The organism is Microbispora oryzae (assembly GCF_017896165.1).
In the GTDB taxonomy this organism is placed as follows: domain Bacteria; phylum Actinomycetota; class Actinomycetes; order Streptosporangiales; family Streptosporangiaceae; genus Microbispora; species Microbispora oryzae.
Window position 1 is genome coordinate 1 of record NZ_JAFCNB010000030.1, and the last position, 26,553, is coordinate 26,553.

The following is a 26,553-nucleotide window of genomic DNA, read 5'->3' on the forward strand; positions in this document are numbered from 1 at the left end:
GCATGTGTTAAGCACGCCGCCAGCGTTCGTCCTGAGCCAGGATCAAACTCTCCAAACAATGCTGAAAAATTCAACCCCAGCAGCACCCCAAACACATTTGGGATGCCACAAAGGAATCCGTCATAAAAGACGGGGTTCATGCATAAATGCACTGGCTTTTAACACGCTGTTGAGTTCTCAAGAAACGGACGCGATCACCATCACCCGAAACCCGCAAACCGCGAGACCCGAACTCCGGGGCGTTCATTTCGTTGTGTCTTAATTCTGGCTAATTCCCTGATTTCTGTCAAATCCGCTCTTTCGAGCCGATTGCCCAGAAATCCGACTTTCACCGGAATTCCGACCGCCCCGTCTCCAGGGCAACCCCTCTAATCTACCCCGACTCGGACAGACCACCAAATCGCAGTGGAACTACCGAAGCCGGTTGGATGAAAGGGATCAACCGAAAGCCTAGCGCCGGACCCGCTCTACCGAGCCTGTGGCGCGCCGCGTTTCGGCGTGAAGAAAGACTAGCACCCCCGTGGAGGTGCCGAGGACAACTTGTGTAACTTCCCCTCGGCACCGTCCCTCAAACCTCAGAACCTCATGCCATCGCCGCCCGCCTGACGTGCGAGGACGGGCAGGACGGGGAACCTTCCCCGTGTCCTAGGAGGGCAGCGAGGCCAGCTGGGCCTCCAGCCGGGCGATGTCCTCCTGGGCCTGCGCGGCACGCTGACGCACCTTGGCCACCACCTCGTCGGGCGCCTTCGACATGAACTGCTCGTTGCCGAGCTTGGCCGTCACCTGCGTGTGTTCCTTCCGGGCCGCGGCGAGGTCCTTGTCCAGTCGCTTTCGCTCCGCGGCGACGTCGATGGCGCCGGCCGTGTCGATCTCAACCAGTACCGTGCCGACGGTCAGCCGTGCCGTCGCGGTGAACCCGTCGGCCGGGTCGTCCAACCGCAGCAGCGTGCGGATGGCGGGCTCGTGGGCGGCGAGAGCCGTACCGTCGAGCGCCAGCCGTGCGGCGACCCGCTGGCCGGGCTTCAGTCCCTGGTCGGAGCGGAAGCGCCGGACCTCGGTGACCAACTCCTGAAGGGAGGCGATCTCCCGTTCGGCGTCGGCGTCGGCCAACTGGGGTGACAAGCCAGGCCAGGGAGCGACGACGATCGACTCTCCCCCGGTCAACGCTCGCCACAGTTCCTCGGTCACGAACGGGACGAGTGGGTGCAGCAGCCGTAGCAGGGCGTCGAAGACGTGCCCGAGGACGCGCTTGGTGTTGTCGGCGACCACGCCACCCTGCGAGATCTGGACCTTGGCCAGCTCGACGTACCAGTCGAAGACCTCGTCCCAGGCGAAGTGATAGAGCGTGTCGGAGACCTTCGCGAACTCGAACTCCTCGAAGGCCTCGTCCACCGTCTTGACGACGGACTGCAGGCGCGAAAGGATCCACCGGTCCGCGGAGGTCAGCTCCTCCGGGAGTCCGTCAAGCACCGCGCCGTTCATCAGGGCGAACCGCGTCGCGTTCCAGATCTTGTTGCAGAAGTTCCGCGAGCCGGCGGCCCAGTCCTCGCTGATCGCGACGTCGGAACCCGGGTTGGCGCCGCGGAGCAACGTGAACCGGGTCGCGTCGGCGCCGTACCGCTCGATCCAGTCGAGCGGATCGACGACGTTGCCGAACGACTTCGACATCTTCTTGCCGAACTGGTCGCGCACCATGCCGTGCAGGGCGACGGTGCGGAACGGCGGCTGCCCGTCCATCGCGTAGAGCCCGAACATCATCATCCGGGCGACCCAGAAGAACAGGATGTCGTAGCCGGTGACCAGGACCGTCGTCGGGTAGAACCGGGCCAGATCGGCGGTCTCGTCCGGCCAGCCGAGCGTGGAGAACGGCCACAGGCCCGACGAGAACCATGTGTCCAGCACATCGGGGTCCTGCTCGTAGCCCGCGGGCGGCTCCTCGTCCGGCCCCACGCAGACCATGTCGCCGTCGGGTCCGTACCAGACCGGGATGCGGTGTCCCCACCACAGCTGCCGGGAGATGCACCAGTCGTGCATGTCGTCGACCCAGTCGAAGTAGCGCTTGGCCATCTCCGGCGGGTGGATGCGGGTGCGCCCGTCACGCACGGCGTCGCCGGCCTCCTTGGCCAGCGGCTCGACGTTCACGAACCACTGCAGCGACAGCCGCGGCTCCACCACCGTCTTGCAGCGGGAGCAGTGGCCGACGGAGTGGACGTACGGCCTCTTCTCGGAGACGACCCGGCCCTGCTCGCGCAGCGCGGCCACCACCGCGGGCCGTGCCTCGAACCGGTCGAGCCCCTGGAAGGGGCCGTGGGCGGTGATGACACCGCGCTCGTCCATGACGACCAGCGACTGGAGGGAGTGACGCCGCCCGATCTCGAAGTCGTTCGGGTCGTGCGCGGGAGTGACCTTCACCGCTCCGGTGCCGAAGGAGGGATCCACGTGCTCGTCGGCCACGATCGGGATGCGGCGGCCGGTAAGCGGGACCTCGACCTCCTTACCGACGAGGTGCGCGTAACGCTCGTCGGCCGGGTGCACGGCCACGGCAGTGTCGCCGAGCATCGTCTCGGCCCGGGTGGTGGCGACGACGATCTCGACGTCGTCCGACCCGTATCGGATCGACACAAGCTCGCCGTCGTCGTCGGAGTGCTCGACCTCGATGTCGGAGAGGGCGGTCAGGCAGCGCGGGCACCAGTTGATGATCCGCTCGGCCCGGTAGATGAGCCCGTCGTCGTACAGCTTCTTGAAGATCGTCTGGACGGCCCGGGAGAGCCCCTTGTCCATCGTGAAGCGCTCGCGCGACCAGTCCACGCCGTCGCCGAGCTTGCGCATCTGCCCGAGGATCCGGCCGCCGGACTCCTCCTTCCACTGCCACACACGCTCGACGAACGCGTCGCGTCCGAAGTCGTGACGGGACAGGCCGTCCTTGGCGATCTCACGCTCGACGACGTTCTGCGTCGCGATGCCGGCGTGGTCCATGCCCGGCAGCCAGAGCGTCTCCAGCCCCCGCATGCGGGCCCGCCTCGTCAGGGCGTCCTGGACCGAGTGATCGAGGGCGTGCCCCACGTGCAGGGAGCCGGTCACGTTGGGCGGGGGGAGCACGATGCTGTACGGCTCGCGCCCGCTGCCCGGATTCGCGGCGAAGTAGCCCGCCGCTACCCAGCGCTCGTAGCTCCGGGTCTCCACGTCGGCGGGCGCGTACTGGGTAGGCAGCTCAGGCGTTGTCATGATGCCCAATTCTAGGGACGTCGGGACGCCGTCTGAGCCGCTCGCGGCCGTGCTGTGGATTCGCGCCGCGTAACGCCGATCCGGCGGGGGTTCTGTGGCGCCGGCGGCCGCCCGGGACGGCCTCTCAGGCCGACTTCTCCCTGGGCGTACGCTGCTGCTTCGCCTGCAGCTGGTCGCGCGGCACGAGCGTCGGGTTGACGTGTTCGAGCACGGATTCGCGGGTGATGACGACGCGGGCCACGTCCTGCCGGGAGGGCACCTCGTACATCACGGACTGGAGGACCTCCTCCATGATGGCGCGGAGGCCGCGGGCGCCGGTGCCCCGCAGGATGGCCTGGTCGGCGATGGCCTCGAGGGCGTCGTCGGAGAACTCGAGCTCCACGTTGTCCAGCTCAAGCAGGCGCCGATACTGCTTGACGAGCGCGTTCCGCGGCTCTGTGAGGATCTGGATCAGCGCGTCGCGGTCGAGGTTGTGCACCGAGGTGATCACCGGGAGCCGGCCGACGAACTCCGGGATCATGCCGAATTTCAGCAGGTCTTCCGGCATGACGTCGGAGAAGATGTCCGAGGAGTGCATCTCCTCCTTGGAGTGGATGATCGCGTTGAAGCCGATCCCCTTCTTGCCGACCCGCGACTCTATGATCTTCTCCAGCCCGGCGAAGGCGCCGCCACAGATGAAGAGCACGTTGGTCGTGTCGATCTGGATGAACTCCTGGTGGGGATGCTTGCGGCCGCCCTGCGGCGGCACACTCGCGGTCGTCCCCTCAAGGATCTTCAGCAGCGCCTGCTGGACGCCCTCGCCCGACACGTCGCGGGTGATCGACGGGTTCTCGCTCTTGCGGGCGATCTTGTCTACCTCGTCGATGTAGATGATGCCGGTCTCGGCCTTCTTCACGTCGTAGTCGGCGGCCTGGATCAGCTTGAGCAGGATGTTCTCGACGTCCTCGCCGACGTATCCGGCCTCGGTGAGGGCGGTGGCGTCGGCGATGGCGAACGGGACGTTGAGCATCTTGGCGAGCGTCTGGGCGAGCAGGGTCTTGCCGGAACCGGTGGGACCGAGCAGAAGGATGTTCGACTTGGCGAGCTCGATGCCGTCGTCACGGCCGCGCTCTCCCGACTGGACCCGCTTGTAGTGGTTGTAGACGGCGACGGACAGCGCCTTCTTCGCCTTGTCCTGCCCGATGACGTACGCGTCGAGGAACTCGTAGATCTCACGCGGCTTCGGCAGGTTGTCCCACTTGAGCTCGGAGGACTCGGACAGCTCCTCCTCGATGATCTCGTTGCAGAGATCGATGCACTCATCGCAGATGTAGACGCCTGGTCCGGCGATGAGCTTCTTGACCTGCTTCTGGCTCTTGCCGCAGAACGAGCACTTCAGCAGGTCTCCGCCGTCGCCGATGCGTGCCACCCCAGATACTCCTTTGCGTGGGACCGCCCTGCAGAGCCGCGGTCGCTTCCGTCCGCATCCGGATCTCTACCGGTGCGAAAACGTCATCCCGCTCAAGTTTCGACGTTACCGCCTCCGGGGCCCTCAGTGAGCCCCCTAGCGGTGAGTCGCACCGGAACGTGCCCAATTGGGCACCGTTCCGGTGCGCCAACTCACTCAGGAAGCGATCGCTGCCGCGCGCTTCTTCCGCGACGGGATGATGTCGTCCACCAGCCCGTACGCCTTCGCCTCGGAGGCGCTGAGGATCTTGTCACGCTCGATGTCCCTGCGGACGTCCTCGGGCGCCTTACCTGAGTGCTTCGCCACAATCTCCTCGAGCAGCGACCGCATGCGCAGGATCTCCCGCGCCTGGATCTCGATGTCGCTGCCCTGGCCGCCACCTTCACTGTACGGCTGGTGAATGAGCACTCGGGCGTTCGGCAGCGCGAACCGCTTCCCGGGCGTGCCGCCCGCCAGCAGCACGGCCGCGGCGGAGGCCGCCTGACCCAGGCACACGGTCTGGATCTCGGGCCGGACGAACTGCATCGTGTCGTAGATCGCCGTCATGGCGGTGAACGATCCGCCCGGCGAGTTGATGTAGATGTTGATGTCCCGGTCGGGGTCCAGCGACTCCAGGGTCAGCAACTGCGCCATGACGTCGTTGGCCGAGGCGTCGTCGATCTGCACTCCGAGGAAGATGATGCGGTCCTCGAAGAGCTTGTTGTACGGGTTCATCTCCTTGACGCCGTAGGAGGTGCGCTCGACGAAGGAGGGAAGGACGTAACGGCCGCTGATGTCTCCCGGCCGGATCAGTTCACTCACTTGGACGCTCCAGTCATGAGACGGCGCCCTCGGAGGGCACCTGACGCGCGCTGCGCACGACGTGGTCGATGAACCCGTAGTCCGCGGCCTCCTCGGCCGTGAACCAGCGGTCACGGTCGGAGTCGCGCTCGATCTGCTCGAGCGGCTGCCCGGTGTGGTGGGCGATGCGCTCCGCGAGGGTCTTCTTCACGTAGAGCATCTGCTCGGCCTGGATCGCGATGTCCGCCGCCGTGCCGCCGATGCCGCCGGACGGCTGGTGCATCATGATCCGGGCGTGCGGCAGCGCGTACCGCTTGCCCTGGGCGCCCGCGCAGAGCAGGAACTGCCCCATGGACGCGGCCAGGCCCATCGCGACGGTGCAGACGTCGTTCGGCACGTACTCCATCATGTCGTAGATCGCCATGCCGGCCGTCACCGAGCCGCCCGGGGAGTTGATGTACATCCAGATGTCCCGGCCGGGGTCGTCGGCCGCCAGGAGCAGCAGCTCGGCGCACAGCCGGTTGGCGACCTCGTCGTTCACCTGGGTGCCGAGCACCACGATGCGCTCGCGCAGGAGACGCTGGTAGAGCTGGTCCTCAAGTCGACCGGGAGCGCCCTCGGGCCCCCGGGCCTCGAGGCCTGAGCCGGAGGACGGGAAGAAGGTCGGCGGGCTGGTCACAGCGTCACCTTCCAATGTGTCGTTATCGATTGGCTTTGCTTGTGACCTTAACGCGCGGCGCAGACAGCTCATGCCTCCTCGCCGGGGTGTTCGCTGACGGCGCATGTTCGGCATGCCAGACTCACGGAAGTTCGCGCGGGACGGAGGCGGCCGCTCGGCCCGGTTCTCCGCACTTGCCGTGTCCACGCTGGTCAAGCGGGTGCCATGAACGACCGAAAGCCAAGCGACGATAATTTGCCGTGATTTTCAGTAAATCGCGAAAAACCCCCGCCGCCATGCTGCGGCGGGGGTTTTCCCTCGCGTCATCCGGGCTCGCCGGACCTGTCCGGTTCGCCCCGCGTACCGTGCTGGGCTGATCAGCTCTCGGCGGGCGCCTCGGCCTGGTCGGCGTCGACCGCCTCCTGCTCGGGGTTGAGCTCGGCGTAGACGGCCTTCAGGTCGATCTCGTTGCCGGCCTCGTCGGTCACCTTGGCGGCGTCGCCGATGACCGTCTTGGCCTTCTCCCTGACGATCTCCATCATGGCGAGCGGCAGCTGGTTGTTGTCGGCCAGGTGCTGCGCCAGAGTGTTCGGCGCGACGCCCATCTGCATGGCGCGCTGCACCACGTAGTTGGTGAGCTCCTGCTCGCCGACGCCGATGTCCTCCGACTTCACGATCTTGTCGAGGACGAAGCCGGACTTGAGGGCCCTGGTCGAGTTCGTCTCGTACTCGGCGAAGAGCTCCTCCTCGGTGGTCTGCTGCAGGCGCAGGAACGCCTCACGGCTGAGACCACTCTCGGCGATCTGGTGCTCGAGGTTGTGCTTGCGGGCGTCGACCTCGGCCTTCAGCGCGCTCTCCGGCAGCGGGATGTCGAGCTGCTCCAGCAGCGCGTCGAGGGCCTTCTCACGAGCCTGCACGACCTGGTCGACCAGCTTGTTGCGGCGGGCCTGCTGGCGGAGGCTGTCCTTCAGGTCGCCGAGCGTGTCGAACTCACTGGCCAGCCCGGCGAAATCGTCGTCCAGCTCGGGCAGGACCTTCTCCTTCACCGACTTGACCGTGATGATCACGTCGGCCTCCTCGCCGGCGTTCTCACCGCCGACCAGGGTGGTGCGGAAGGTCTTCTCGTCGCCCGCGGCCATGCCCTGGAGGGCGTCGTCGAGGCCCTGGAGCACCGATCCGGCCCCGACCTCGTAGGACACGTCGGCGGCCTGCTGCTCTTCGAGGTTGTCGCCGTCGATCTCGGCGCGCAGGTCCATGACGACGTAGTCGCCGTTCTGCGCGGCACGGTCGACGCCGGACAGCGTGGCGAAACGCTGCCGGAGCCCGTCGAGCTGCGCGTCGATGTCGGCGTCGCTCACCTCGGCCGTCGGCACGACGACCTCGATGCCGTCGTACGCGGGTACGTCGAAGGCGGGACGCACGTCCACCTCGGCGGTGAACTCGACCTGCTCACCGTCCTCGATCTTGGTGACCTCGATCTCCGGCTGGCTCACCGGGAAGAGCTCGGTCTCATCGACGGCCTGGCCGTAGAGCTTGGGCAGCGCGTCGTTCAGGGTCTCCTCAAGAACCACCGCGCGGCCGAAGCGCTGCTCGATGATCCGGGCCGGCACCTTGCCAGGTCGGAAGCCGGGCACACGCACCTGCTGCGCGACCTTCTTGTAGGCGGCCTGCAGGCTCGGCTCGAGCTCCTTGAACGGCACCTCGACGGTGAGCTTGACCCGAGTAGGGCTGAGCTCCTCGACAGCGGTCTTCACGGGGTGGTCTCCTTGGTCCAGCATCTGGTGATCGCAGGCGCGTCGTGCACGGCAACCGCGGCACAAACAACGCGCGCCGCGCCCACGTGATCGGCGCACGAACCGCCATCCGCACGCGACCGGTCCGGGCATGCGCGAATGCGGCGGGTGTCCAGCGCCAAGGGCAGTCTAGAGCAGTCCTGCCCCAGGGAGCGACTGATCAGAAGTCCGTCATGATCCTACGGAGGAGATCAACGGTCTCGGCGGGGGTCGTGCTGACGGCGCAGAGTCGTTCCATGACCTCGCCGTACCGGTCGACCTCTTCGGGTTTGTCGAGGTAGAGCGCGCTGGCGAGCTGCTCCACGTAGACGATGTCGGGAAGCTCCGGGTCGCCGAACCGCAAAATGCTGAACGCGCCACCCTCCGCGGCGTGTCCTCCGTGACTGAACGGCATGACCTGGATCGTCACGTTGCGCTGGTTCATCAGGTCGATGAGGTGCTGAATCTGGCCGCGCATGACATCGGCGCCGCCGATCGGCCGGCGCAGCGCGGCCTCGTCGATCACGGCCCAGAACATGGGGCTGCGGTCGCCGTCCAGGATGCGCTGACGCTCGAGCCGGAGGTCGACACGCCGGGAGATCTCCTCTGGGACGGCGCCGACCGCGCCCGCCATGATGACCGCCCGCGCGTACTCCTTCGTCTGGAGCAGGCCGGGCACGAACTGCACCTCATAGGTGCGGATGCGCTCGGCGGCCTCCTCCAGGCCGACGTACGCCTGGAACCAGGAGGGCAGGACGTCGTTGAACCGGTGCCACCAGCCGGGCTCGTTGGCCCGCTCGACGAGGTTCATGACGACGGAGCGCGTCTCGTCGTCCTCCACGCCGTACATGACGAGAAGGTCGGCGACGTCGCGCTCCTTGAAGCCGACGCGGCCCAGCTCCATCCGGCTGATCTTCGATTCGGACCCGCGGATATACCGCCCGGCCTCCTCGCGGCTGATGCTCTTGTTCTCACGGAGCTTGCGGAGCTGTGAGCCCAGGAGGATGCGGAGCGCCGTTGGACCCGATCCAGGTTGGATCTGCGTCACGCCCGCCTCCCTCTACTCGGCCCTGTGCCGCCAAGGGAAGACTTGCACGACACCCCCCAGCCCACACAGTGTCACCACTTCCGGCTCGGAAGACAAGGGCCGTTCCCCAGGACGCTGAAGCTCCAGGCGAGGGTCCATTACCCCGTGCACGCGACAATTGCACGTGCATTTGGGTCTTGCACCGGCGTAGGCCGTGTTCCATCATGTTCGGGTGCATATTGGGCCAACGGTGCGCCGATTCCCAAAACCGGGCAGCAGGAGGTATGGGCAGCATGTGGGACAAGCCCATCTCCGCCGGCCCGTTGACGCGTGAGGTGGGAATCGACATGTTCCTCCAGGCCGCGGACATGACCGACTCCACGACATGCAAATTGCGTCCCCGGGCGGACTCGGTGCGTACGGCGCGCAATGTCACCCGGTCGACCTTGCGGGATTGGGGACTGCCGGAGCTCAGCGACGACGCCGCGCTCGTCGTCTCGGAACTCGTCACCAACGCCGTCCGGTACGCGCTCTGCCCCACCATCCGGCACGACGACCACGCGATCACCCTGCTGCTGCTGCGCCTGGCGCCCCACGTCCTGCTGGCCGTGTCCGACCCGAGCGATCAGGCCCCCTCCCCCGCCGAGCCGGACTACGTCTCCGAACACGGCCGCGGCCTTTACATAGTGGAGACGTACAGCCAGGCCTGGGGCTGGGATCCCCTCGACGAGGGCGGCAAGGCCGTCTGGGCCCTCTTCCGCACCGGGGACTGACCGCCCGCGAGCCTCTTTCCCGGAAGCACGCGCGCCGATTTCCGCGTCCGATCGAGGATGTCGATGACGCCCGGCGACCGCGTCGTCGTGGAAACGTTCAGCGAGGAGGACGCGTGACAGGCGCACGAGTACTGGTGGTCGGCCTCGATCCCGCCAAAATCCAGGGCTGGGACCCGGAGCCGGTGCAGGCCGCGATCGCACGTGGTCAGGCCCGTTTCGCCGATCAGGACATCGAGGCCGACTGGTGCCTGGTGGCTCTCGACGAGAATCCCGAGGAAGTCATCGCCGAGGCGCTCACCCGCGGGAATTACGTCTGCGTGGTGATCGGGGGCGGCATCCGCAAGCATGAGCCGTTGCTCGAATTCTTCGAGCGACTGGTCAACCTGGTCCGGCGGCACGCGCCCGACGCGGCCATCGCTTTCAACAACACCCCCGAGGACTGCGCCGACGCCGCTCTGCGGTGGCTCCGCCGGCCGGATTGAGGGCAAACCGAAGGCCAGGCTCCCCGCACGGGGTGACCTGGCCTTTCGCACTGAGAGCGGACGACGGGAATCGAACCCGCGTAGCCAGTTTGGAAGACTGGGGCTCTACCATTGAGCTACGTCCGCGCGCGCTCGGTGTCCGTCTGGTCTAGACTTCTCACCGGTCGTCAGGGCGTAAGCGTACCGGAGTCTCGGGGCGCTCGCGTACCCGGCGAGACGGGGCGTGGCGCAGCTTGGTAGCGCGCTTGCTTTGGGAGCAAGAAGTCGCAGGTTCAAATCCTGTCGCCCCGACCGTGTTCGAGCACGTCGAAGGCCACCTCCGCAGGTCGGAGGTGGCCTTCCCCGTCTCTGGGTGACGACGGTCGCCCGGAATCGGCGTGCGCGCCGGAAAGGCGGCGCGGCGATTCACCCGCCGCCGTCGGGGCCCGCCGCGAGGCCCGAGGCCGCGGCGACGATCCGTTCGAGCGCCGCCGCGTGCCGCTGGAACGCCTGCCGCCCTCCCGGGGTGAGCTGTACGGAGGTGCGCCGCGCCCGGCTCTGCTGGTCCTTCCGCACCGTGACATAGCCGGCTTCGGCCAGCGCCGACAGCTGCTTGGACAGCGCCGAATCGCTGGTCCCGATGGTGTCCCGCAGGAAGCCGAAGTCGACCCAGTCGGCCGGCGCGAGCAGGGCGACGATCGACAGTCGGGCGGGGACGTGGATGAACTCGTCGAAGCAGGGATCCATCAGACGCGTCCCGCGCCGCGCCAGGTGATCCTCTGGACGGCCCGGCGGGCCAGGGGCGTCAGCGCGACGTACGCCACCGCCGTCGCCGCGGCGGCGAGCGTGCCCTGGGACAGCAACCCCCGCGCGGGGACGGCGAACCACGCCCAGGCGGCGATGCGGAAGACGCCGAACAACACCATGAGCCCGGCCAGCACGCCCGCCCAGAACAGCCACTCCGGGCCGGTGGGCTTCCGGTGGACGAGGGCGCGGTGCTCCTGCACGACTCCCGCCGCCGCGTACAGGCCGAATCCGAGCACCAGGGCGGCGGTGCTCCACGGGTTGCGCAGGTCGAGGGACGCCAGGGCGACGAAGAGCCCGAGAGCCGCGAGCAGGACGTAGGGGCGGGCGAACCGTTGGCGGACGATCTCCTTGCGGGTCTTGTCCTCGAAGTGGCGGATGCCGGCGAGAGAGGATTGCGCGTCGTGCGGGTTCATGAGGCCATCCCGGAGCGATAGGACCACTTTCCTCCGAGGAAAGTACCATGGGCTTTCCTCAGAGGAAAGCAGTCCGGCCCCGATCAGGTCACTCCGCTTCGTAGGAATGGGTGAGGAACTCGATGGCGTGGCCGTCCGGGTCGTCGACGTAGACGCCCCGCCCGTGGTGGCGGTGGTTGATCCGCTGCGGATCGCGGTGACCGGGATCGGCCCAGTACGGAAGGCCGCGGGCCTTGATCCGTTCCCAGATCTGGTCGAACTCCTCCTCCGAGACCAGGAACGCGAGGTGTTGCATGACGATCCGGTCCGGCTTGACGATCTCGTCGGCGTAGTCGACGGTGACGCCGTTCGCGAGCGGGACCGTGGCGAACGGCCCCAACGCGCCCGGTCCCGGCGCGCCGAGCAGATCGGTGAGGAAACGGGCCGAGGCGAAACGGTCGGTACTGTGGATGATCGTGTGATCCAGTCGTGCGGGCACGGGCACCTCCCGGCGAGTCCGATGGCCCTACACTCCGAGCCTAACCCGGAGGGCCCACACCGGTCGGAAGTACGGTGAAACGATGATCGACAAGGACGTCTCACGTCTCCTCGGCCTGCTCGGCCAGGAGGACACGTTGCGCGCGTTCGCCGCTCTCGTCCTGTATCCCGGCGAACCCCCCGAGAAGGTCGCCGGGCTGACCCCCGACCAGACCGCGCGGGCGATCGACCGCCTGGCCCGCGGCGGCCTCGCCGTACCGGACGGTGACCTGTGGCGAGCACGGCCTGAGGCGTTCCGCGAGCTGCTGCGCGCGTCGCCCCAGGAGCGGCCGAGCCTGCTGGACACGTTCCTCGTGAACGGCCGGCTGACCTCCATCCCGTCCAAGCGGAGCAAGAGGCTCGTGGTGCTCGACTATGTCGCGCAGGTCTTCGAGCCCGGCGTCCGCTACCCCGAGAAAGAGGTCAACGTGATGCTGCGGGCGTTTCACGACGACTACGCCGCCCTGCGGCGCCATCTCGTCGACGAGTGCTTCCTGAGCCGGGAGGACAACGTCTACTGGCGGTCCGGCGGCAGCGTCTGACCGGTCTCCGCCATTTCGACCCGACCGCGTACGAACGGCATCCGGCCGACCGCCTGGAGGTCGTCTCCACCCCGCGGAAACGTATCGATGGGGTGCTCGCACACCTTCCGGCCGTTGAAACCCGTCCGATATGACTGCACCACTCGCTCTAAAAAGCTGAAATACGAGGTACCGGCTCCATACGATTCTGGGATACCACCCCTCTCGCCGGAGTAGCCGTTGAATCGGAACTGCGTCATCAAGGCCCCCGCCCCGGGGAGCCGGGCCGAATGGCGCCGTAGCAGTGCCTCGTCAGCACACGAAAGGCTGGCGTTCCTCAACGAGGCGACCCGCCGGATCGGCAGCACGCTCGACCTCGCGGAGACCAGCCGCGAACTGGTCGACGTGGCGGTCCCGCGTTTCGCCGACGCCGCGGCCGTGATGGTCCAGGATCGGCTGCTCGTCGACGGCGAGCTGCCCACCCGCCCGGTGGACGGGACGATGCTGGTGCGCCGGGTCGCGCTCGGCGTGGCGGCGGAAGATCCGCAGCCGTGGATCGACGTCTTCCCGATCGACGAGGCGACCGTCTATCCCGCGGGGCTCCCGCACGCCCTGTGCATGGCGTCGGGGAAGCCACTGATGTACCCGACCCTCGACAAGGAGAGCGCCCGGCTCATCGGATCGAGCATCGACCGGGAGGAGCCGGTGCTCGAACTCCTCACAGAGACGTCCTTCCTGGCGGTGCCGTTACGGGCGCGCGGCCGGGTGCTGGGCTGCGCCGTGTTCGTGCGGCGAGCCGGCACCCAGGGGTTCGAGGAGGCCGACGTCACCGTCGGCGAGGACCTCGCGGCGCGGGCGGCCGTCTGTATCGACAACGCCAGGCTCTACACGCGCGAACGCCGTACGGCCCTCACCCTGCAGAGCAGCCTGCTCCCCGCGGAGCTGCCCCAGCCGCTCGGCATGCAGATCGCCTCGCGCTATCTACCGGCCAGCGACCTGACGGGGGTCGGAGGCGACTGGTACGACGTGATCCCCCTGCCGGGATGCCGTACGGCGCTGGTGGTCGGCGACGTCATGGGGCACGGCACCAGAGCCGCCGCGACGATGGGCCAGCTGCGCACCGCCGCGCGGACGCTCGCCAGCCTCGACCTGCCACCCGACGAGGTGCTGTTCCGGCTCAACCTGATGAGCCAGGACCTCGACCCCACCCAGATCGCCACCTGCATCTACGCCGTGTACGACCCGGTGACCCGCAACTGCGCGCTGTCCCGGGCGGGGCACATGCCTCCGGTCCTGCTCCATCCCGATCGTTCCACCGAGGTCATCGACCTGCCGCCCGGCCTGCCGCTCGGGATCGGCAGCGAGCCGCTGGAGATGCGCGAGCTGGTCCTGCCCGCGAACGCGGTGCTGGCTCTCTACACCGACGGCCTGGTCGAGAGCCGGAAGCGCGATCTCGACTCGGGCATCATGGCGCTGCGCCGCCTGCTGGCCGGCCGGGTCGAGGACCTGGACGACATGTGCGATGTGATCATCAGTCGCCAGCGCTCCGGCCACGACCGCGACGACATCGCGTTGCTGGTCGCCCGGGTCCGCGAGCTCGATCCGGACGAGATCGCCGTGTGCCCGCTGCCCTCCGACCCTCGTTTCGTCTCGCACGCCCGCCGTTTCGTGCGGGCCACGCTGGCGAGCTGGGGGCTCGGCGCGCTGGCGGACGCCACCCAGCTCATCGTGAGCGAGCTGGTCACCAACGCCCTCAAGCACGGCTGGCCGCCGATCGAGCTGCGCCTGCTGCGCGGCAGGACGCTGGTGATCGAGGTCGCCGACGGCTCGCCGGTGACGCCCGCTCCGCGATCGGCCACCGCGGACGAGGACACCGGCCGGGGGCTCCAGCTTGTCAAGCGGTTCGCCTACCGCTGGGGAACCCGCCCCATGCCGTACGGGAAGATCGTCTGGGTCGAGCAGCATTTGCCGTGATCGTCTCCATCACCGGTAGGACCAGATCATCAGAAGAGATACGGTCGAATCGGGAGCTCCTTGGCGAGGAGGAGACATGATCGACATTCGAGACGCGTATCGCCGGGCGCTTGACGGCTTCGGCAGCCGGCTCCACCTCGTTCAGGACGATCAGTGGGAGCTGCCGACACCCTGCGTGGACTGGGACGTCCGGGGCCTGGTCAACCATGTCGTGGTCGAGAACCTGTGGGCGCCGGAACTGCTCGGCGGGCGCGCCGCGGCCGAGATGGGCGACGCGTTCGACGGCGACGTGCTCGGCGACGACCCGGTCAAGGCGTTCGAGGTGTCGGCGCAGGGCGCGATCCAGGCCGTGTACGCCGAGGGCGCGCTCACGGCCGTGACGCGCCTGTCGTTCGGCGACGTCGTGGGCGAGGAGTACATCACCGAGTTGTTCGCGGACGTCCTGATCCACACCTGGGACCTCGCCCGGGCGACCGGCGGGCCGGAGCGGCTCGACCCCCAGCTCGTCGCGTCCTGCGCCGACTGGTCGGCGCGGACGCAGGAGGACTACCCCCAGGCGGAGCCGACCGGGGACGGTCACCGAGCCTGGCGGGACACCGACCAGCAGGATCGGCTCCTCTCCGCCTGGGGCAGGAACCCCTGAGCTAGCCTCCGGTGGGCCGCTTGCCGTGGTTGGCCTTCTTCTTCCTGCGGGCCTTCGACTTCCGTGCGCGCTTGCCCATGGCACCCGCCTCCCGTGACGTACGGCTTTCGCCCACTCTCCTCCTGAGCGCGACGACGGACAAGGGAGAATGCACTCAGCACCACGTGCAGGCCATCGAGCACCACGTTCAAACAGTTCCGCCCACCAGATGGCATAATTTGTTGGAAAGTGTTGACAGGAGTGGTGGATGCTGGCCCAGCAACGGCAGCAGGCGATCCTTGAGAAGGTCCGCAGGACCGGCGGCGTCCGGGTGGCGGAGCTGGTGCGCGACCTCGGGGTCTCCGACATGACGATCCGGCGTGATCTCGAGGTGCTCGCGGAGCGAGGCCTGATCGAGAAGGTCCACGGCGGGGCCACGACGACCGGGGTGGGGTCGACGGAGGAGCCGGGTTTCGCGGCCAAGTCGGTCCGGCAGCAGGCCGAGAAGGAGGCCATCGCCCGCCGGGCGGCACGCCTCGTCCGGCCGGGCGGCGCCGTGGCGCTGTCCGCGGGCACGACCACGTGGACGCTGGCCCATCACCTGCTCGACGTGCCCGAACTGACCGTCATCACCAACTCCGTACAGGTGGCCGACGTCTTCCATCGGGGAGGACGGCCGGATCAGACCGTGGTGCTGGTCGGAGGCGTGCGCACGCCGTCGGACGCCCTCGTCGGGCCGGTCGCCGTGGCCGCCATCCGCTCACTCAACGTCGACACGCTCATGCTGGGCGTCCACGGGATGAGCTCCCGGGCCGGTTACACCACCCCCAACCTGCTCGAAGCGGAGACCGACCGGGAGCTGGTGGCCGCGGCGCAGCAACTGGTCGTCCTGGCCGATCACACGAAGTGGGGGACGGTCGGCATCAGCACGATCGCCGCCCTGGACGAGGCGCACGTGGTGGTGAGCGACGCCGGCCTTCCCCCGGAGGCACAGGCCGAGCTCACCGAGCGCGTGGGGGAACTCGTCATCGCCGACCCGTCGCCAGACGACGAGCTCGACAGCAAGCTGGAGACCGCACTGTGAAGCGCACCATCACCCATCTCGCGGACGGCCGCGAACTGATCTACTTCGACCGCCGCGACGACGCCGACCACAGCGCGTCCGACACCCGCGACCTGCCCCCACGCCCGCTCGCGTCCGAGCTGCGCTATGACCCGCTGATGGACGAGTGGGTCGCGGTCGCCCGGCACCGGCAGACCCGCACCCATCTCCCCTCCGCCGACGAGTGCCCGCTCTGCCCGGCGCACCCCGGCTCCGAGATCCCCTCCGCGTACGACGTGGCCGTCTTCGAGAACCGCTTCCCGTCGTTCAGCTACAACCTGGGCGAGTACGAGCAGGTGGGCGGCCTCAGCGAGGTACGGCCCGGCATCGGCAGATGCGAGGTCGTGTGCTTCACCTCCGACCACGACGCCTCCTTCAGCTCCCTGTCCGACGAGCAGGTCGAGCTGGTCATGGAGGCGTGGGCGGACCGCACCGCCGAGCTGTCCGCGCTGCCCGGCGTGGAGCAGGTGTTCTGCTTCGAGAACCGCGGCCGGGAGATCGGCATCACGCTTCCCCACCCGCACGGCCAGATCTACGCGTACCCGTACGTCACCCCACGGACCCGCCAGATGCTCGACGCCGCGGCGCGGCACGGCGGAGGTAATCTCTTCGCCGACGTGCTGGCCGCCGAGCGGAGGGGCCCCCGGGTGGTCGCGTCCAACGAGCACTGGACCGCCTTCGTCCCGGCCGCCGCCCGGTACCCGTTCGAGGTACACCTTTACCCGCACCGCCAGGTGCCCGACATCCCGGCGCTGTCGCCGGAGGAGCGCACCGCCTTCGGCCCGATCTACACCGACGTGCTGCGCCGCCTCGACGGGCTGTTCGGGGTGGCCATGCCGTATATCTCCGCCTGGCACCAGGCGCCGGTGACGCATCGGCGAGACCTCGCCTACCTGCACCTCCAGCTGTTCAGCATCAGAAGGGCGCCGAACAAGCTGAAGTATCTGGCCGGTTCGGAGTCGGCGATGGGCGCCTTCGTCAACGATGTCCTGCCCGAGGAGGCGGCCCGCCTGCTCCGTGAGTCACGATAACGACCAGGTCTCCGATTGATTGCGACTTGAGGTGGCACATGCTGTTTGCCGCCCACTAGTATCCACTGCACCGGCCGCCACAGGCGGCCCGCCTAATCCCGGGCGCCTCGCCCGGGGGCCGGGGACCCACATCAGAACCTGGGGTCATGGCGTCGCGCCCGGGCTTCTCCGGCCCGTACCCGGTCGGCATATGGAGAGGAGTGGGCGCTGCCCCGCGCGATTTCCCTGACCTGCGGTGTGCTCGCCGCCGTCGGCCTCGTCTTCGGTACCGCCACCGCGGGCAACGCCGACCCCAAGCCGACCGAGGCGAGCCTCAAGAAGCAGCTCGCCGGCCTGGAGAAGAAGGTCAACCGGCTGATCGTCGACTACAACGCCAAGCGGGTGGCGCTCGCCAAGGCCCGCGACGACGAGAAGGCCGCCCGCGCCCGGCTCGCCACGGCGCAGACGAACTACAACCGGGTCGAGCAGACCATCCGGGAGATGGCGCAGCTGAGTTACCAGGCCCAGACCGACACCCTGTTCCCCGACCTGAGTGGATCCACGGTCATCTACCAGATGCAGGAGGAGCAGAAGGCGAGACTCGCCCAGTTCGACCAAGTCCGCGACGAGCGGGAACGCGCGGCCGACGCGGCCAAGGCGCTCACCGCCCAGCTCAAGACGCAGTCGGCGGAGGTGGCCCGGCAGCGGTCGGACGCCGAAGACCTGATCAAGCAGATCAAGGAGAGACTCGACCGGCTCATCCCGGTCGCGCCGGGCCGCCGCGCGGGCGGCGGCTGGGTGCCCGAACTGCCCGCCGGAGCCGACAACATCACTCCCCGCATGCGGTTCATGCGGGGCGAGGTCGAACAGCACTTCTCGCTGCGCTTCCCGGTCGGCTGCTACCGCGCCGAGAACAGCGGCGAACACCCTCTCGGCCGCGCCTGCGACTTCATGATGAGCTCCGGCGGGTCGATGCCCACGCCCGAGATGAAGGCCCTCGGCGACAGCGTCGCGGCGTGGGCCATCAAGAACGGCGGCAAGCTCGGCGTCATGTACGTCATCTGGCAACAGAGGATCTACAACCTCGGCCATCCGGGCTGGCGGACCATGTCCGACCGCGGCGGGATCACCGCCAACCACTACGACCACGTGCACATCTCGATGTACTGAGCCGTGAGCGCATGCGATTAAGGTTGCCCCTCACCTTCCTCGCCCTCTACGTCGTCGCGGCGGCGCCCGCCTTCCTCCCGGGGGACGGGCGGGTGATCGTACAGCCGGCGACGAACGACGCCGTCGAGGTCTACCTCACCCCGGTCAACCTGGCCCTGCTCAGGTCGTACGAGGGCATCGAGCCGTTCAATCGCGCCCTGGAGATCGCCCAGCGGCGAGCCGAGAGCCACTCGCACGATCTCGCCCCGCCGTACATCCTGCACGACCCGTACCGGCTCGTCGCGCCCTATGTCACCGAGCGGGGACGAGCGCTGGCCGCCTTGCCGATCTCCGGGGCGTACTCGGCCGACGGGAAGAGCGTTCGATTCACGATCGCTTCTCGGCCGCGACCCGCCGAGAACAGCCAGGCCGAGTTGACGGCGTTGGCGGAGACGCCGGACGGACCGATGGAGCAAACGGAATCGTCGCTGGGCATGGGGATCGACCCGGAGCTCAACCGTGCCGTTCTCGAGGTGAACGCGTTCGACCAAGATCTACGCAGGAGGCTGGCCAGGCGCTACGGCGGGCTCATCACCGTCCACTGGGAGCCCTTCACCCAGCGCCCGCAGCTCGATTGAAGTCGTAACGGATCACGGCTCTCGGGGCGCGTCCAGAGCGGCGGAGCCGTCAGCCGGAGATGCGCACCGGGTTGACCAGGTCGGCGTAGATCAGCAGGCCGCCCATGACGACCAGCAGCGCGGCCATCATGTACGTCAGCGGCAGGGCCTTCGCCACATCCACGTAGCCGGGCAGCGGACGCCTGCGCACCCGGGCGAAGGCCCGCTTGAGCCCCTCCCAGAGCCCGCCCGCGATGTGCCCGCCGTCCAGCGGCAGCAGCGGGATCAGATTGAACATGCCGACGGCGAGGTTGAGCCCGGCGAGCAGGTTGACGAAGAACATGATCTTGTTCTGGGCGGACAGGTCGGACGCCGCGATCTCGCCGCCGATCCGTCCGGCGCCGACGATGCCGATGGGCCCGTTGGGGTCACGCTTCTGGCCGGAGAACGCCGCGTCCCAGACGCCCACCATCTTCTTCGGGATGTTCACGATGGAGGCGGCGGTGCGTCCGGTGAAGTCGGCCATCTGGGCGGCCACGTATCCGAGGCCCGGCCGCTCCACGACCGTGACGGGGGCGACCCCGAGGAAGCCGACGTTCCTGTCGATCTTCGATGGGTCGTCAGGGTCCGGCATGTTCTGGGCGATCAGGGTCACGTCGAGGGTGAGGGGCTTGCCCTCCCGGACGACGCCCAGCGTGGTCGCGCCCGCCCCGTGGGAACGGATCCGCCGGGTCGCGTCGTCCCAGGAGCTCACCGGGGCTCCCCCGACCGATGTGATCCGGTCGCCGGGCAGCAGGCCGGCGCGTGCCGCGGGGGTCGCGGGGTCGCCGGCGCGGCAGTCACGCTGGTCGACCTGGGTCACCGGGATCACGCACTTCGACACCGAGGACACGACCGGCTTGGCGACGGGCACGCCGAAGCCGATGAACACGACCGCGAAGAGGATGAAGGCCAGCACGAAGTTCATCGCCGGGCCGCCGAACATGATGATGACCTTCTGCCACCAGGGCTTGCGGTAGAAAACCCGGTCCTCGTCTCCCGGCCCGATCTCCTCCAGGGCGACGGCCCGGGCGTTCTCGATGAGACCCTGCCAGGGGCCGGTGGAGACGCTGCGCAGCATGCGCGGGTCGTCCGAGGGCCGGGGCGGCAGCATTCCGATCATCCGGATGTAGCCGCCCAGGGGGATCCACTTCACGCCGAACTCGGTCTCACCCCGGCGCCGCGACCACATGGTCGGCCCGAAGCCGACCATGTACTGCGTCACCCGCACGCCGAACAACTTGGCCGGGACGAGGTGTCCGATCTCGTGCAACGCGATGGAGACGAGCAGACCGACGAAGAGAACCACGAATCCGGCTACGAATAGCCAGCTCATCAGCGCGTACCTCCACGGTCGGAGACGGTGCCCTGCAGACGACGCACGTTTCGAGCGTAGCCCACCCGATGTTCGCTTCGTGTGAGCCGAAGGTGGTCCGGGTTGCGATGCTCCGCCCTAATGTGGACACTTCGTTGACAGTGCGCATCCAGTCGATCACCCTGTGGAAGACCATCCCGAGGGGAGCGTAGTGATCCGGATCCTGGTGGCCGAGCACCTGCCGCTGGTACGACGGGGCCTCGTGGCCTCGCTCGACGGCGAGAGCGACCTGGAGGTGGTGGCCGACGTCTGCTCGGGCGAGGACATCGTCCCCGCCGCGCTCGACCTGCGCCCCGACGCGGCCGTGGTGGACGCGGACCTGCCCGGTGTGGACGGCCTGAACGCCGCCGCCAGGCTCGGGGAGAAGGTCCCGCTGTGCCGGGTGATGGTGCTGTCGGGCCAGCCGAGCCCGGGACATCTCAAGCGCGCCTTCGCGGCGGGCGTGCTCGGCTACATGAGCATCGAAGTGGCGCCGGAGCAGCTCGCCGACGGCATCCGCCAGATGCTCGCCGGCCGCCGGGTCGTCGACTCCGAGCTGGCCGTCGCCGCGCTGGAGACGGCGGACAACCCGCTGACCCGGCGCGAGCTCGACGTGCTGCGGCTCGCCGCCAGCGGGGCCCGCTCCTGCGACATCGCCGCCGAGCTGCGCCTGTCGGTCGGCACCGTGCGCAATCACCTGTCCCGCGTCCTCTACAAGACCGGGGCCCGCAGCCGGGTGGACGCGGTCCGCATCGCGGCCGACGCCGGCTGGATCTAGCACGCGCGGACAACACCGCCACACCAGACGATGCCGACGCCCGTGATCCGCGCCGCTGAAACGTTCATCCGGTTTCTCGCACAAGGATGCGAAATCCGGGCGATCTCACACCTCGACGGCGGACGGCGCGTCACGCCCGGCGCGCCCGCCCGGGCCGGTCGGCATCGCGCCGCCGAGGAACGGAAGCCCGACGGGCTCACCATGCAGGGCCGCCCCGGCGGCGAGCAGCACTCCGGCCGTTCCTGTGGCCAGGTCCATGGAGAGCCGCAGGAGCCCGTCGCCGGGGTAGGCCAGATGCCCGCGGTAGCCGAGGGCGTGCCACGACAGCGCCGCGAGCTGGCGGGCCGCCTCCGGGTCTTCCCTGCCCCAGCCGCCCGCCCGTTCTCTGCACAGGTACGCGATGATCCCGGCCCGGCCGGCGAACACGCCCGCGTGACGATGGAAGGGCGCCCGGGCCGCGAGGTCGAGCCGCGCCCGGGCCGCGGCCAGCTCAGGATCGCACCGGTACTGCAGGAGATCCCCCAGCACCCATGCGACGCCCACCGCTCCTCCGCCGAGGTGTGGCACGGCCCGCCGGCCGGCCACCACCTGGAGCGACCCGTCGGGCTGGGGCGCGCAGCGGCGCAGATCCTGCCGAAGCGCCCGCTCGGCCTCGTCGAGCCACCGCACGTCGCCGGTCCGTTCGAACAGCCGCAGGAACAGCAGGGCCGGCCCGGTGGACCCGTGCATCAGCCCGGCGGGCGCGTCGTCCCCCGCCTCCCCGGCGCGTACGTCCAGCCGTTCGGCGGCCAGGGCGCCGGCCTCAAGGGCACGGCTCAGGTCGCCCAGGAAGATGTGGTTGAGGCCGACGCCGGCGAGGCCACGGAAGAGGTCGGCGCCGAGACCCTGCCAGGGCCGCCCGGCGGCGCCCTCCCACAGCTCCAGCGCCTCCTCACAGCGCCCCAGCCTGGCCAGCGCGTGGATCACCCCGTGGAGTCCGTCGTAGAACCCCAGCGGCGCGTCGGCGGCGAGTCGCCGCGCCCGGTCGATCAGCCACCTCTCATGCTCCGGGAAGCGGCCCGCGCCCGTGACGTGCAGCGCGTAGAGGACCCCGGCCGCGCCGTGGGCGAAGCCGAGGCCTCCCCAGGGGCCGTCGAACTGGGCGGGATCCCCGGGGAACAGCCGGTCGTCCCGTTCGGGGGTGGCGGACGCCAGGACGGCGCCGGCCATGGCGGCCCGCAACTGCCCCCAGCCGCCGGCGGCCGGGGCCTTTCCGCGCTCGCCCCGGCCGATGATCCGCGCCGCCGGCCGCAGGAACGACGCGGGGGCCGCGAAAAGCCGGTTCGCGACGTCGGCCAGCTCCGGGGCCTTGCCCGGGTCGAGCAGGAAGAGCTCGGCGACGGGCAGCAGCAGGGCGAACCGCAGCCGGGCGAGGGCGTACCGGTCCGCGTCGAGCCCGGTGAGGCCGGCCGGGACGACCGGTCCCGGGCCGGTGCGGGTGGCGTCGCCCAGGGGCGCGGCCCGCTCGAAGTCGATCAAGGCGACGCCGCCGTCCGGGCGGATCACGACGTCGCCCGGTGTGAGGCCGCCGTGGACCAGGCCGTTCTCGTGGATCATGGTCACCGCGTCCTCGACCGCGGCGCAGGTCTCCATCACCCACGCCACGTGCTCGGCCACGTCGCCCCCGTCGGCCCGCCGCAGCGGATGGCGGGACCGCAGGACCTCGCTGAGGGTCTCTCCGGGCACCCGCTCCAGCACCAGGAACCGGTGTCCCCCGGCCGTGACGTCTCCCCTGAGCGCGGGGGCGACGCCGAGCCCGGCGAGCCGTACGAGCGCCGCCCGCTCCCGCTCCGCGCGGCAGTGCGTCCCGTCACCGCGTCCGGAGGACGGCCACGTCTCCTTCAACACCACCACGTCTCCCGTGCCCGGCTCCGCGGCGAGGAGCACCCGGCCGCGCACGGACGCGTGGACGACGGCCCGCACCTGATACGACGGGATCTCCGGTATGTCCGGGATCTGCGGAGAGCCTGCCGGGGGCGCGTCGTAGAAGAGCGAGTCGGTGCGAGAGTAGAGCTCACATCGCTGGTCCACGCCGTTCCGCCCCTCATCCGGACGCCCTCATGTCAGCCGTGCGGGGGATCACCCACGGGTGATGGGACCCGCCGGTGACTCCGTGAACGAATCGTACATGAGTAGTTACAATCCGTGACCGGTACGGCTGTCACGGTTACGGCACGGTGTGCTTCGCGTTACGGCGGTCCGGCCTTCCCGGTAGGGGACAGCGGACCGCGACGCGGTCCCGGCGGCAGGCCGCGCCGCCTACGCAGCGTCACGGACGCCAGATCAGGACGAGCGCGCAGTCGTCGTTGTGCCCGGACGTCATCGACTGCACGAGCTGGCGGGCCCGGTCGCGGAATCCGGACGGCAGCAGCCGCTCCGCCTCCCCCAGCAGCCGGTCGAGCCCGGCGTCGATGTCGCGGCCCGGCTGCTCGATGAGGCCGTCGGTGAACAGCATGAGCGCGTCGCCCTTGCGCAGCACCCCGCTGTCGGTCTCGCAGTGGAGGTCCGGGACCACGCCGAGCACGACGCCCTTGGACGTCGACACGCGCCACGTGCCCGATCCCGCGTCGAACCGCACGGCGGGCGGATGACCGGCCGAGGTGATGGTGTACTCACCCGTGGCCAGGTCGAGGCTCAGGTGAACGGCGGTGACAAAGCCCTCGTCGCCCAGTTGCCGGTGCAGGTAGGAGTTGCACGCGCCGAGGAAGTCGTCGACGGAGCCGAGCAGCCCGCCGAACGTGCCCGACAGCATGAGCGCCCGCGTGCCCGCGTCCACGCCCTTGCCGGAGACGTCGACGACCGCCACCTCGACGAGGTCGCCCACCCGCATGGAGACCACGAAGTCGCCCCCGAACGACGACCCCCCGGCCTGCTTGAGCACCACCTTGCCGCCCCAGTCCTTCGGCAGCGGGGGCAGCTCGCTCTGCCGTTTGAGGCGGTCGCGCAGGTCGAGCAGCATGGCGTCGCCCCGGAGACCCTGCACGCCGAGCTTGCCCCGGATGCGCGACATAGCCCAGGCGAGCGCCGCGGTGAAGGCCATCGTGATCAGCAGTCCCGGGCCGACGTTGCCGACGCCGCGCACCTGTCCCATGTACGTGAGCGACGCGGCGACCGCGACCAGCAGGACGGCGAGGCTGCGCAGCCGCAGCCGGAGCCCGCCGAGCAGGGTGAGGAGGATCAGCAGCGACGGAGAGAACCAGTACGCCGACACCTCGGCGGCCAGGACCCCGATGACCAGGGTCGCGACGACCATGGCGCCGAGCAGCGTGCGGTCCTGCGCCCAGCTCCTCCGTACCAGACGGACCAGCGGCACCAGGAGCGGCACGCGCACCAGGAGCGCGCGCAGCCGTGGAGGGACGAGCGGCGCCGAACGGGAACTCATGATGTGCTCGACTGTATCGGCCCGCCCGCGCCGAGGGCACCGGCTTGACCAACCCCTTGATCATCCAGCACGGATATTCCGTGGCTTCCCCGGAGGGCCCCCGCCTACCCTGACCCCGTGACTTTCACGGTGCGCCCTCTCTCCGACGCCGAGTGGCCGGCCTTCATCGGGGTCGCCTACGAGGCGTTCAACTCCTCCTATCCCCTTGAGCTCGCCGACAAGTGGAAGGAGGTCGTGGAGATCGGCCGGTGCCTGGCCGCCGTCGACGGCGACCTCCTGGTCGGCACCGCCGGGGCCCTGTCCTTCACCATGACCGTGCCAGGGGGCCCCATCCCGGTGGCCGGGGTGACGAGTGTCGCCGTCCTGCCGTCGCATCGGCGGCGGGGCGTGCTGTCGGCGCTGATGCGCAGACAGCTCGACGACCTTCACACGAAGGGAGAGGCCGTCGCGGCCCTGTACGCGAGCGAGGCCGGCATCTACGGCCGGTTCGGGTACGGCAGGGCGGCCGACAACCTGTTCTTCCGCATTCCGACCCGAGGGTCCGCCTTCGTGCCGGGCGCCCCCGCGGACCCGTCGCTGCGGCTCCGCGTGGCACAGCCCCTGGAGGCGCACGCCGACCTGCGGCGGGTCTTCGACGCCGTGGTGCGCGACCGCCCCGGTCTGTACGCCCGATCCGACGCGACCTGGCGGGTGGAGGTCCTGAACGACTCCGACCACGCGCGGGGCGGGAACGGCCCGCTGCGCTGCATGATCGTGGAGGACGACGCGGGGCCGCGCGGCTACGCCCTCTTCCGCGTCAGGCGGGGCACGACCGACCACGACGTCCCCGACGGCGAGGTGCAGCTGTTCGAGCTGTTCGCCACCGACCCCGCCGCGTACGCCCTGACCTGGCGCAGCGTGCTCGACCGGGACCTGTGCTCGCACGTGCACGCGGTGAGCCGTCCGGTGGACGATCCGATCGTTCACCTGCTCGCCGAGCCCCGGAACCTGAACGCGGGATGGCTCGACGAGCTGTGGATCCGCTTGGTGGACGTCGGGCGGGCGCTGGCGTCCCGGACGTACGCCGCGCCCGCCGACCTGGTCATCGAGGTCGACGACCGGGTGTGCCCGTGGAACTCCGGCCGGTGGCGGCTCGACACGGAGAAGGGCGCCTGCGAGCGGACCGACCAGGCCCCCGACCTGTCGCTGCCCGTCGACGTTCTCGGCGCCGCCTACCTGGGCGGACGGCCCCTCCAGGCGTTCGCCGGCGCGGGCCTCGTGCGCGAGCACCGGAAGGGCGCGGCCCGCGAGCTCTCCACGGCGATGAGCTGGGACCCCAAGCCCTGGGCGGGTCTGGTCTTCTGAGCGCCGTCGCGCAGCCTCCGGGCAGCCGTCGCGCGGCCTCCGGGTAGTCTCGGGGCATGGCGCTCCAGAACTTGCAGATCACCGCGGTCACCGCGATGCGGGCACGGGACGTGTCCCGCCCCGGCCAGGAGCATCAGGACGCCGCCGACCGGCGGCCGCTGCGCGACGAGACGCCCCGGCGGGACAGCCGCCGGGGCCGCGACACTCGCCTCGACCAGCCCTCGGACGAATCCGCCCGTCAGGGCAGCGGCGGGAGCTCCCCCGTCAACTCGTAGCCGGCGAGTTGCCGGATGCGGCGGGCGTGGCGCTCCGCCCCGGAGAACGGGGTCGCCAGGAAGATCTCGGTGAAGCGCGCCGCCTCCTCCGGGGTGTGCATCCTGGCCCCCAGGCTGATGACGTTGGCGTCGTTGTGCTCCCGCCCGAGCCGGGCCGTCTCCTCGCTCCAGGCGAGGGCCGCCCGGACGCCCCGCACCTTGTTGGCCGCGATCTGCTCGCCGTTCCCCGATCCCCCGATCACCACCCCCAGGGCGCCGGGGTCCTCCGCGACGCCCACCGCGGCGCGCAGCACGAACGGCGGATAGTCGTCCTCCGCGTCGTAGACGAAGGGCCCGCAGTCGACGACGTCGTGACCCTGGCCCTTGAGCCACATCACGAGATGGTTCTTGAGCTCATAGCCGGCATGATCGGCACCGATGTAGACACGCACCCCACAAGTTTCCCAGGTCTCATCGGAGCACTCGACC

General features: G+C 69.4%; 26 protein-coding genes and 2 tRNA genes. 13 read left to right on the plus strand and 15 right to left on the minus strand.

The window, feature by feature from the left end; all coding sequences use genetic code 11:
- Positions 1-645: 645 nt before the first annotated feature.
- From JOL79_RS31345 to JOL79_RS31370, 6 genes are all read right to left on the minus strand, one after another.
- On the minus strand, positions 646-3,225 hold the full coding sequence (locus tag JOL79_RS31345; protein ID WP_210159551.1) for a valine--tRNA ligase: 2,580 nt from the start codon (positions 3,223-3,225) through the stop codon (positions 646-648).
- A gap of 124 nt (positions 3,226-3,349) precedes the next feature.
- Positions 3,350-4,633, minus strand: coding sequence for an ATP-dependent Clp protease ATP-binding subunit ClpX (gene clpX / locus JOL79_RS31350; protein ID WP_210159552.1), 1,284 nt, complete (start codon positions 4,631-4,633; stop codon positions 3,350-3,352).
- A 195-nt stretch (positions 4,634-4,828) separates the two neighbouring features.
- On the minus strand, positions 4,829-5,473 hold the full coding sequence (locus JOL79_RS31355; RefSeq protein ID WP_210159553.1) for an ATP-dependent Clp protease proteolytic subunit: 645 nt from the start codon (positions 5,471-5,473) through the stop codon (positions 4,829-4,831).
- Positions 5,474-5,486: 13 nt separating this feature from the next.
- Complete coding sequence (locus JOL79_RS31360) at positions 5,487-6,131, minus strand: ClpP family protease (protein ID WP_307848832.1); 645 nt, start codon at positions 6,129-6,131, stop codon at positions 5,487-5,489.
- Positions 6,132-6,487: 356 nt separating this feature from the next.
- Positions 6,488-7,864 (minus strand): trigger factor, encoded by a 1,377-nt coding sequence (gene tig, locus JOL79_RS31365; RefSeq protein ID WP_210159555.1) that lies wholly within the window; start codon positions 7,862-7,864, stop codon positions 6,488-6,490.
- A gap of 199 nt (positions 7,865-8,063) precedes the next feature.
- Entirely contained in the window at positions 8,064-8,930 is an 867-nt protein-coding gene (locus JOL79_RS31370; protein WP_210159556.1) for a Sco1979 family transcriptional regulator, read from the minus strand.
- 263 nt (positions 8,931-9,193) lie between these two features.
- Here JOL79_RS31370 and JOL79_RS31375 point away from each other — a divergent pair, with 263 nt between their 5' ends.
- Complete coding sequence (locus tag JOL79_RS31375; RefSeq protein WP_230985841.1) at positions 9,194-9,682, plus strand: ATP-binding protein; 489 nt, start codon at positions 9,194-9,196, stop codon at positions 9,680-9,682.
- Positions 9,683-9,795: 113 nt separating this feature from the next.
- Positions 9,796-10,164: a hypothetical protein gene (locus tag JOL79_RS31380; RefSeq protein WP_210159557.1), complete on the plus strand. Its 369-nt coding sequence runs from the start codon at positions 9,796-9,798 to the stop codon at positions 10,162-10,164.
- Between the two features lie 55 nt (positions 10,165-10,219).
- On the opposite strand, the gene JOL79_RS31385 is transcribed toward JOL79_RS31380, so the two are convergent.
- Positions 10,220-10,290, minus strand: a tRNA-Gly gene (locus JOL79_RS31385).
- 91 nt (positions 10,291-10,381) lie between these two features.
- On the opposite strand from JOL79_RS31385, the gene JOL79_RS31390 reads away from it, so the two are divergent.
- Positions 10,382-10,455, plus strand: a tRNA-Pro gene (locus JOL79_RS31390).
- A 114-nt stretch (positions 10,456-10,569) separates the two neighbouring features.
- Here JOL79_RS31390 and JOL79_RS31395 read toward each other — a convergent pair.
- The 3 genes from JOL79_RS31395 to JOL79_RS31405 all read right to left on the minus strand — a co-directional run bounded on the left by JOL79_RS31395 (position 10,570) and on the right by JOL79_RS31405 (position 11,841).
- The gene (locus JOL79_RS31395; protein WP_210159558.1) at positions 10,570-10,890 is read right to left on the minus strand and encodes a winged helix-turn-helix domain-containing protein; all 321 of its coding nucleotides are present in this window, start codon (positions 10,888-10,890) and stop codon (positions 10,570-10,572) included.
- A complete protein-coding gene (locus JOL79_RS31400; RefSeq protein WP_210159559.1) occupies positions 10,890-11,363 on the minus strand; it encodes a hypothetical protein in 474 nt (157 codons plus the stop codon). Before JOL79_RS31400 ends, JOL79_RS31395 begins: the two co-directional genes overlap by 1 nt.
- A gap of 88 nt (positions 11,364-11,451) precedes the next feature.
- Complete coding sequence (locus JOL79_RS31405) at positions 11,452-11,841, minus strand: VOC family protein (protein WP_210159560.1); 390 nt, start codon at positions 11,839-11,841, stop codon at positions 11,452-11,454.
- A gap of 82 nt (positions 11,842-11,923) precedes the next feature.
- Between JOL79_RS31405 and JOL79_RS31410 the strand changes: the two genes are divergently transcribed.
- From JOL79_RS31410 to JOL79_RS31420, 3 genes are all read left to right on the plus strand, one after another.
- Positions 11,924-12,421, plus strand: a complete 498-nt coding sequence (locus tag JOL79_RS31410; RefSeq protein ID WP_210159561.1) for a DUF2087 domain-containing protein — start codon at positions 11,924-11,926, stop codon at positions 12,419-12,421.
- Between the two features lie 219 nt (positions 12,422-12,640).
- A complete protein-coding gene (locus JOL79_RS31415) occupies positions 12,641-14,374 on the plus strand; it encodes an ATP-binding SpoIIE family protein phosphatase (RefSeq protein ID WP_230985844.1) in 1,734 nt (577 codons plus the stop codon).
- Between the two features lie 76 nt (positions 14,375-14,450).
- On the plus strand, positions 14,451-15,017 hold the full coding sequence (locus tag JOL79_RS31420) for a TIGR03086 family metal-binding protein (RefSeq protein WP_210159562.1): 567 nt from the start codon (positions 14,451-14,453) through the stop codon (positions 15,015-15,017).
- A 1-nt stretch (position 15,018) separates the two neighbouring features.
- Here the strand turns inward: JOL79_RS31420 and JOL79_RS35930 are convergent, their stop codons facing one another.
- Entirely contained in the window at positions 15,019-15,096 is a 78-nt protein-coding gene (locus JOL79_RS35930) for a 50S ribosomal protein bL37 (protein WP_372446823.1), read from the minus strand.
- Between the two features lie 168 nt (positions 15,097-15,264).
- Here JOL79_RS35930 and JOL79_RS31425 point away from each other — a divergent pair, with 168 nt between their 5' ends.
- The 4 genes from JOL79_RS31425 to JOL79_RS31440 all read left to right on the plus strand — a co-directional run bounded on the left by JOL79_RS31425 (position 15,265) and on the right by JOL79_RS31440 (position 18,895).
- Entirely contained in the window at positions 15,265-16,080 is an 816-nt protein-coding gene (locus JOL79_RS31425; protein WP_210159563.1) for a DeoR/GlpR family DNA-binding transcription regulator, read from the plus strand.
- Positions 16,077-17,129: a galactose-1-phosphate uridylyltransferase gene (galT, locus tag JOL79_RS31430; protein WP_210159564.1), complete on the plus strand. Its 1,053-nt coding sequence runs from the start codon at positions 16,077-16,079 to the stop codon at positions 17,127-17,129. The genes JOL79_RS31425 and galT overlap by 4 nt, the downstream gene beginning before the upstream one ends.
- A gap of 237 nt (positions 17,130-17,366) precedes the next feature.
- Positions 17,367-18,278 (plus strand): coiled-coil domain-containing protein, encoded by a 912-nt coding sequence (locus JOL79_RS31435; protein WP_307848833.1) that lies wholly within the window; start codon positions 17,367-17,369, stop codon positions 18,276-18,278.
- Between the two features lie 11 nt (positions 18,279-18,289).
- Entirely contained in the window at positions 18,290-18,895 is a 606-nt protein-coding gene (locus tag JOL79_RS31440; RefSeq protein WP_210159565.1) for a hypothetical protein, read from the plus strand.
- 49 nt (positions 18,896-18,944) lie between these two features.
- Here JOL79_RS31440 and JOL79_RS31445 read toward each other — a convergent pair whose 3' ends face one another.
- Positions 18,945-20,249, minus strand: a complete 1,305-nt coding sequence (locus tag JOL79_RS31445) for a M50 family metallopeptidase (protein WP_210159566.1) — start codon at positions 20,247-20,249, stop codon at positions 18,945-18,947.
- A gap of 190 nt (positions 20,250-20,439) precedes the next feature.
- Here JOL79_RS31445 and JOL79_RS31450 point away from each other — a divergent pair, with 190 nt between their 5' ends.
- Entirely contained in the window at positions 20,440-21,045 is a 606-nt protein-coding gene (locus JOL79_RS31450) for a response regulator transcription factor (protein WP_210159567.1), read from the plus strand.
- A gap of 105 nt (positions 21,046-21,150) precedes the next feature.
- Here JOL79_RS31450 and JOL79_RS31455 read toward each other — a convergent pair whose 3' ends face one another.
- Together JOL79_RS31455 and JOL79_RS31460 are read right to left on the minus strand one after the other, a co-directional pair.
- On the minus strand, positions 21,151-23,115 hold the full coding sequence (locus tag JOL79_RS31455; RefSeq protein WP_210159568.1) for a protein kinase/lanthionine synthetase C family protein: 1,965 nt from the start codon (positions 23,113-23,115) through the stop codon (positions 21,151-21,153).
- A gap of 238 nt (positions 23,116-23,353) precedes the next feature.
- Positions 23,354-24,466, minus strand: coding sequence for a PP2C family protein-serine/threonine phosphatase (locus JOL79_RS31460; protein ID WP_210159569.1), 1,113 nt, complete (start codon positions 24,464-24,466; stop codon positions 23,354-23,356).
- Between the two features lie 117 nt (positions 24,467-24,583).
- Between JOL79_RS31460 and JOL79_RS31465 the strand changes: the two genes are divergently transcribed.
- Positions 24,584-25,810 carry a GNAT family N-acetyltransferase gene (locus JOL79_RS31465; RefSeq protein WP_210159570.1) on the plus strand — a complete coding sequence of 409 codons (1,227 nt, stop codon included), beginning with the start codon at positions 24,584-24,586 and terminating at the stop codon, positions 25,808-25,810.
- Between the two features lie 56 nt (positions 25,811-25,866).
- Positions 25,867-26,085: a hypothetical protein gene (locus JOL79_RS31470; RefSeq protein WP_210159571.1), complete on the plus strand. Its 219-nt coding sequence runs from the start codon at positions 25,867-25,869 to the stop codon at positions 26,083-26,085.
- On the opposite strand, the gene JOL79_RS31475 is transcribed toward JOL79_RS31470, so the two are convergent.
- A complete protein-coding gene (locus JOL79_RS31475; protein ID WP_210159572.1) occupies positions 26,049-26,516 on the minus strand; it encodes a ribose-5-phosphate isomerase in 468 nt (155 codons plus the stop codon). The genes JOL79_RS31470 and JOL79_RS31475 overlap by 37 nt on opposite strands.
- Positions 26,517-26,553: the final 37 nt, after the last annotated feature.

Excerpts from the sequence above, each read along its gene's own strand:
- JOL79_RS31345 (WP_210159551.1), bottom strand. The coding sequence starts at position 3,225 with ATGACAACGCCTGAGCTGCCTACCCAGTACGCGCCCGCCGACGTGGAG.
- JOL79_RS31375 (WP_230985841.1), top strand. The coding sequence starts at position 9,194 with ATGGGCAGCATGTGGGACAAGCCCATCTCCGCCGGCCCGTTGACGCGT.
- JOL79_RS31395 (WP_210159558.1), bottom strand. The coding sequence starts at position 10,890 with ATGGATCCCTGCTTCGACGAGTTCATCCACGTCCCCGCCCGACTGTCG.
- JOL79_RS31400 (WP_210159559.1), bottom strand. The coding sequence starts at position 11,363 with ATGAACCCGCACGACGCGCAATCCTCTCTCGCCGGCATCCGCCACTTC.
- JOL79_RS31410 (WP_210159561.1), top strand. The coding sequence starts at position 11,924 with ATGATCGACAAGGACGTCTCACGTCTCCTCGGCCTGCTCGGCCAGGAG.
- JOL79_RS31420 (WP_210159562.1), top strand. The coding sequence starts at position 14,451 with ATGATCGACATTCGAGACGCGTATCGCCGGGCGCTTGACGGCTTCGGC.
- JOL79_RS35930 (WP_372446823.1), bottom strand. The coding sequence starts at position 15,096 with ATGGGCAAGCGCGCACGGAAGTCGAAGGCCCGCAGGAAGAAGAAGGCC.
- JOL79_RS31425 (WP_210159563.1), top strand. The coding sequence starts at position 15,265 with ATGCTGGCCCAGCAACGGCAGCAGGCGATCCTTGAGAAGGTCCGCAGG.
- JOL79_RS31440 (WP_210159565.1), top strand. The coding sequence starts at position 18,290 with ATGCGATTAAGGTTGCCCCTCACCTTCCTCGCCCTCTACGTCGTCGCG.
- JOL79_RS31445 (WP_210159566.1), bottom strand. The coding sequence starts at position 20,249 with ATGAGCTGGCTATTCGTAGCCGGATTCGTGGTTCTCTTCGTCGGTCTG.
- JOL79_RS31460 (WP_210159569.1), bottom strand. The coding sequence starts at position 24,466 with ATGAGTTCCCGTTCGGCGCCGCTCGTCCCTCCACGGCTGCGCGCGCTC.
- JOL79_RS31470 (WP_210159571.1), top strand. The coding sequence starts at position 25,867 with ATGGCGCTCCAGAACTTGCAGATCACCGCGGTCACCGCGATGCGGGCA.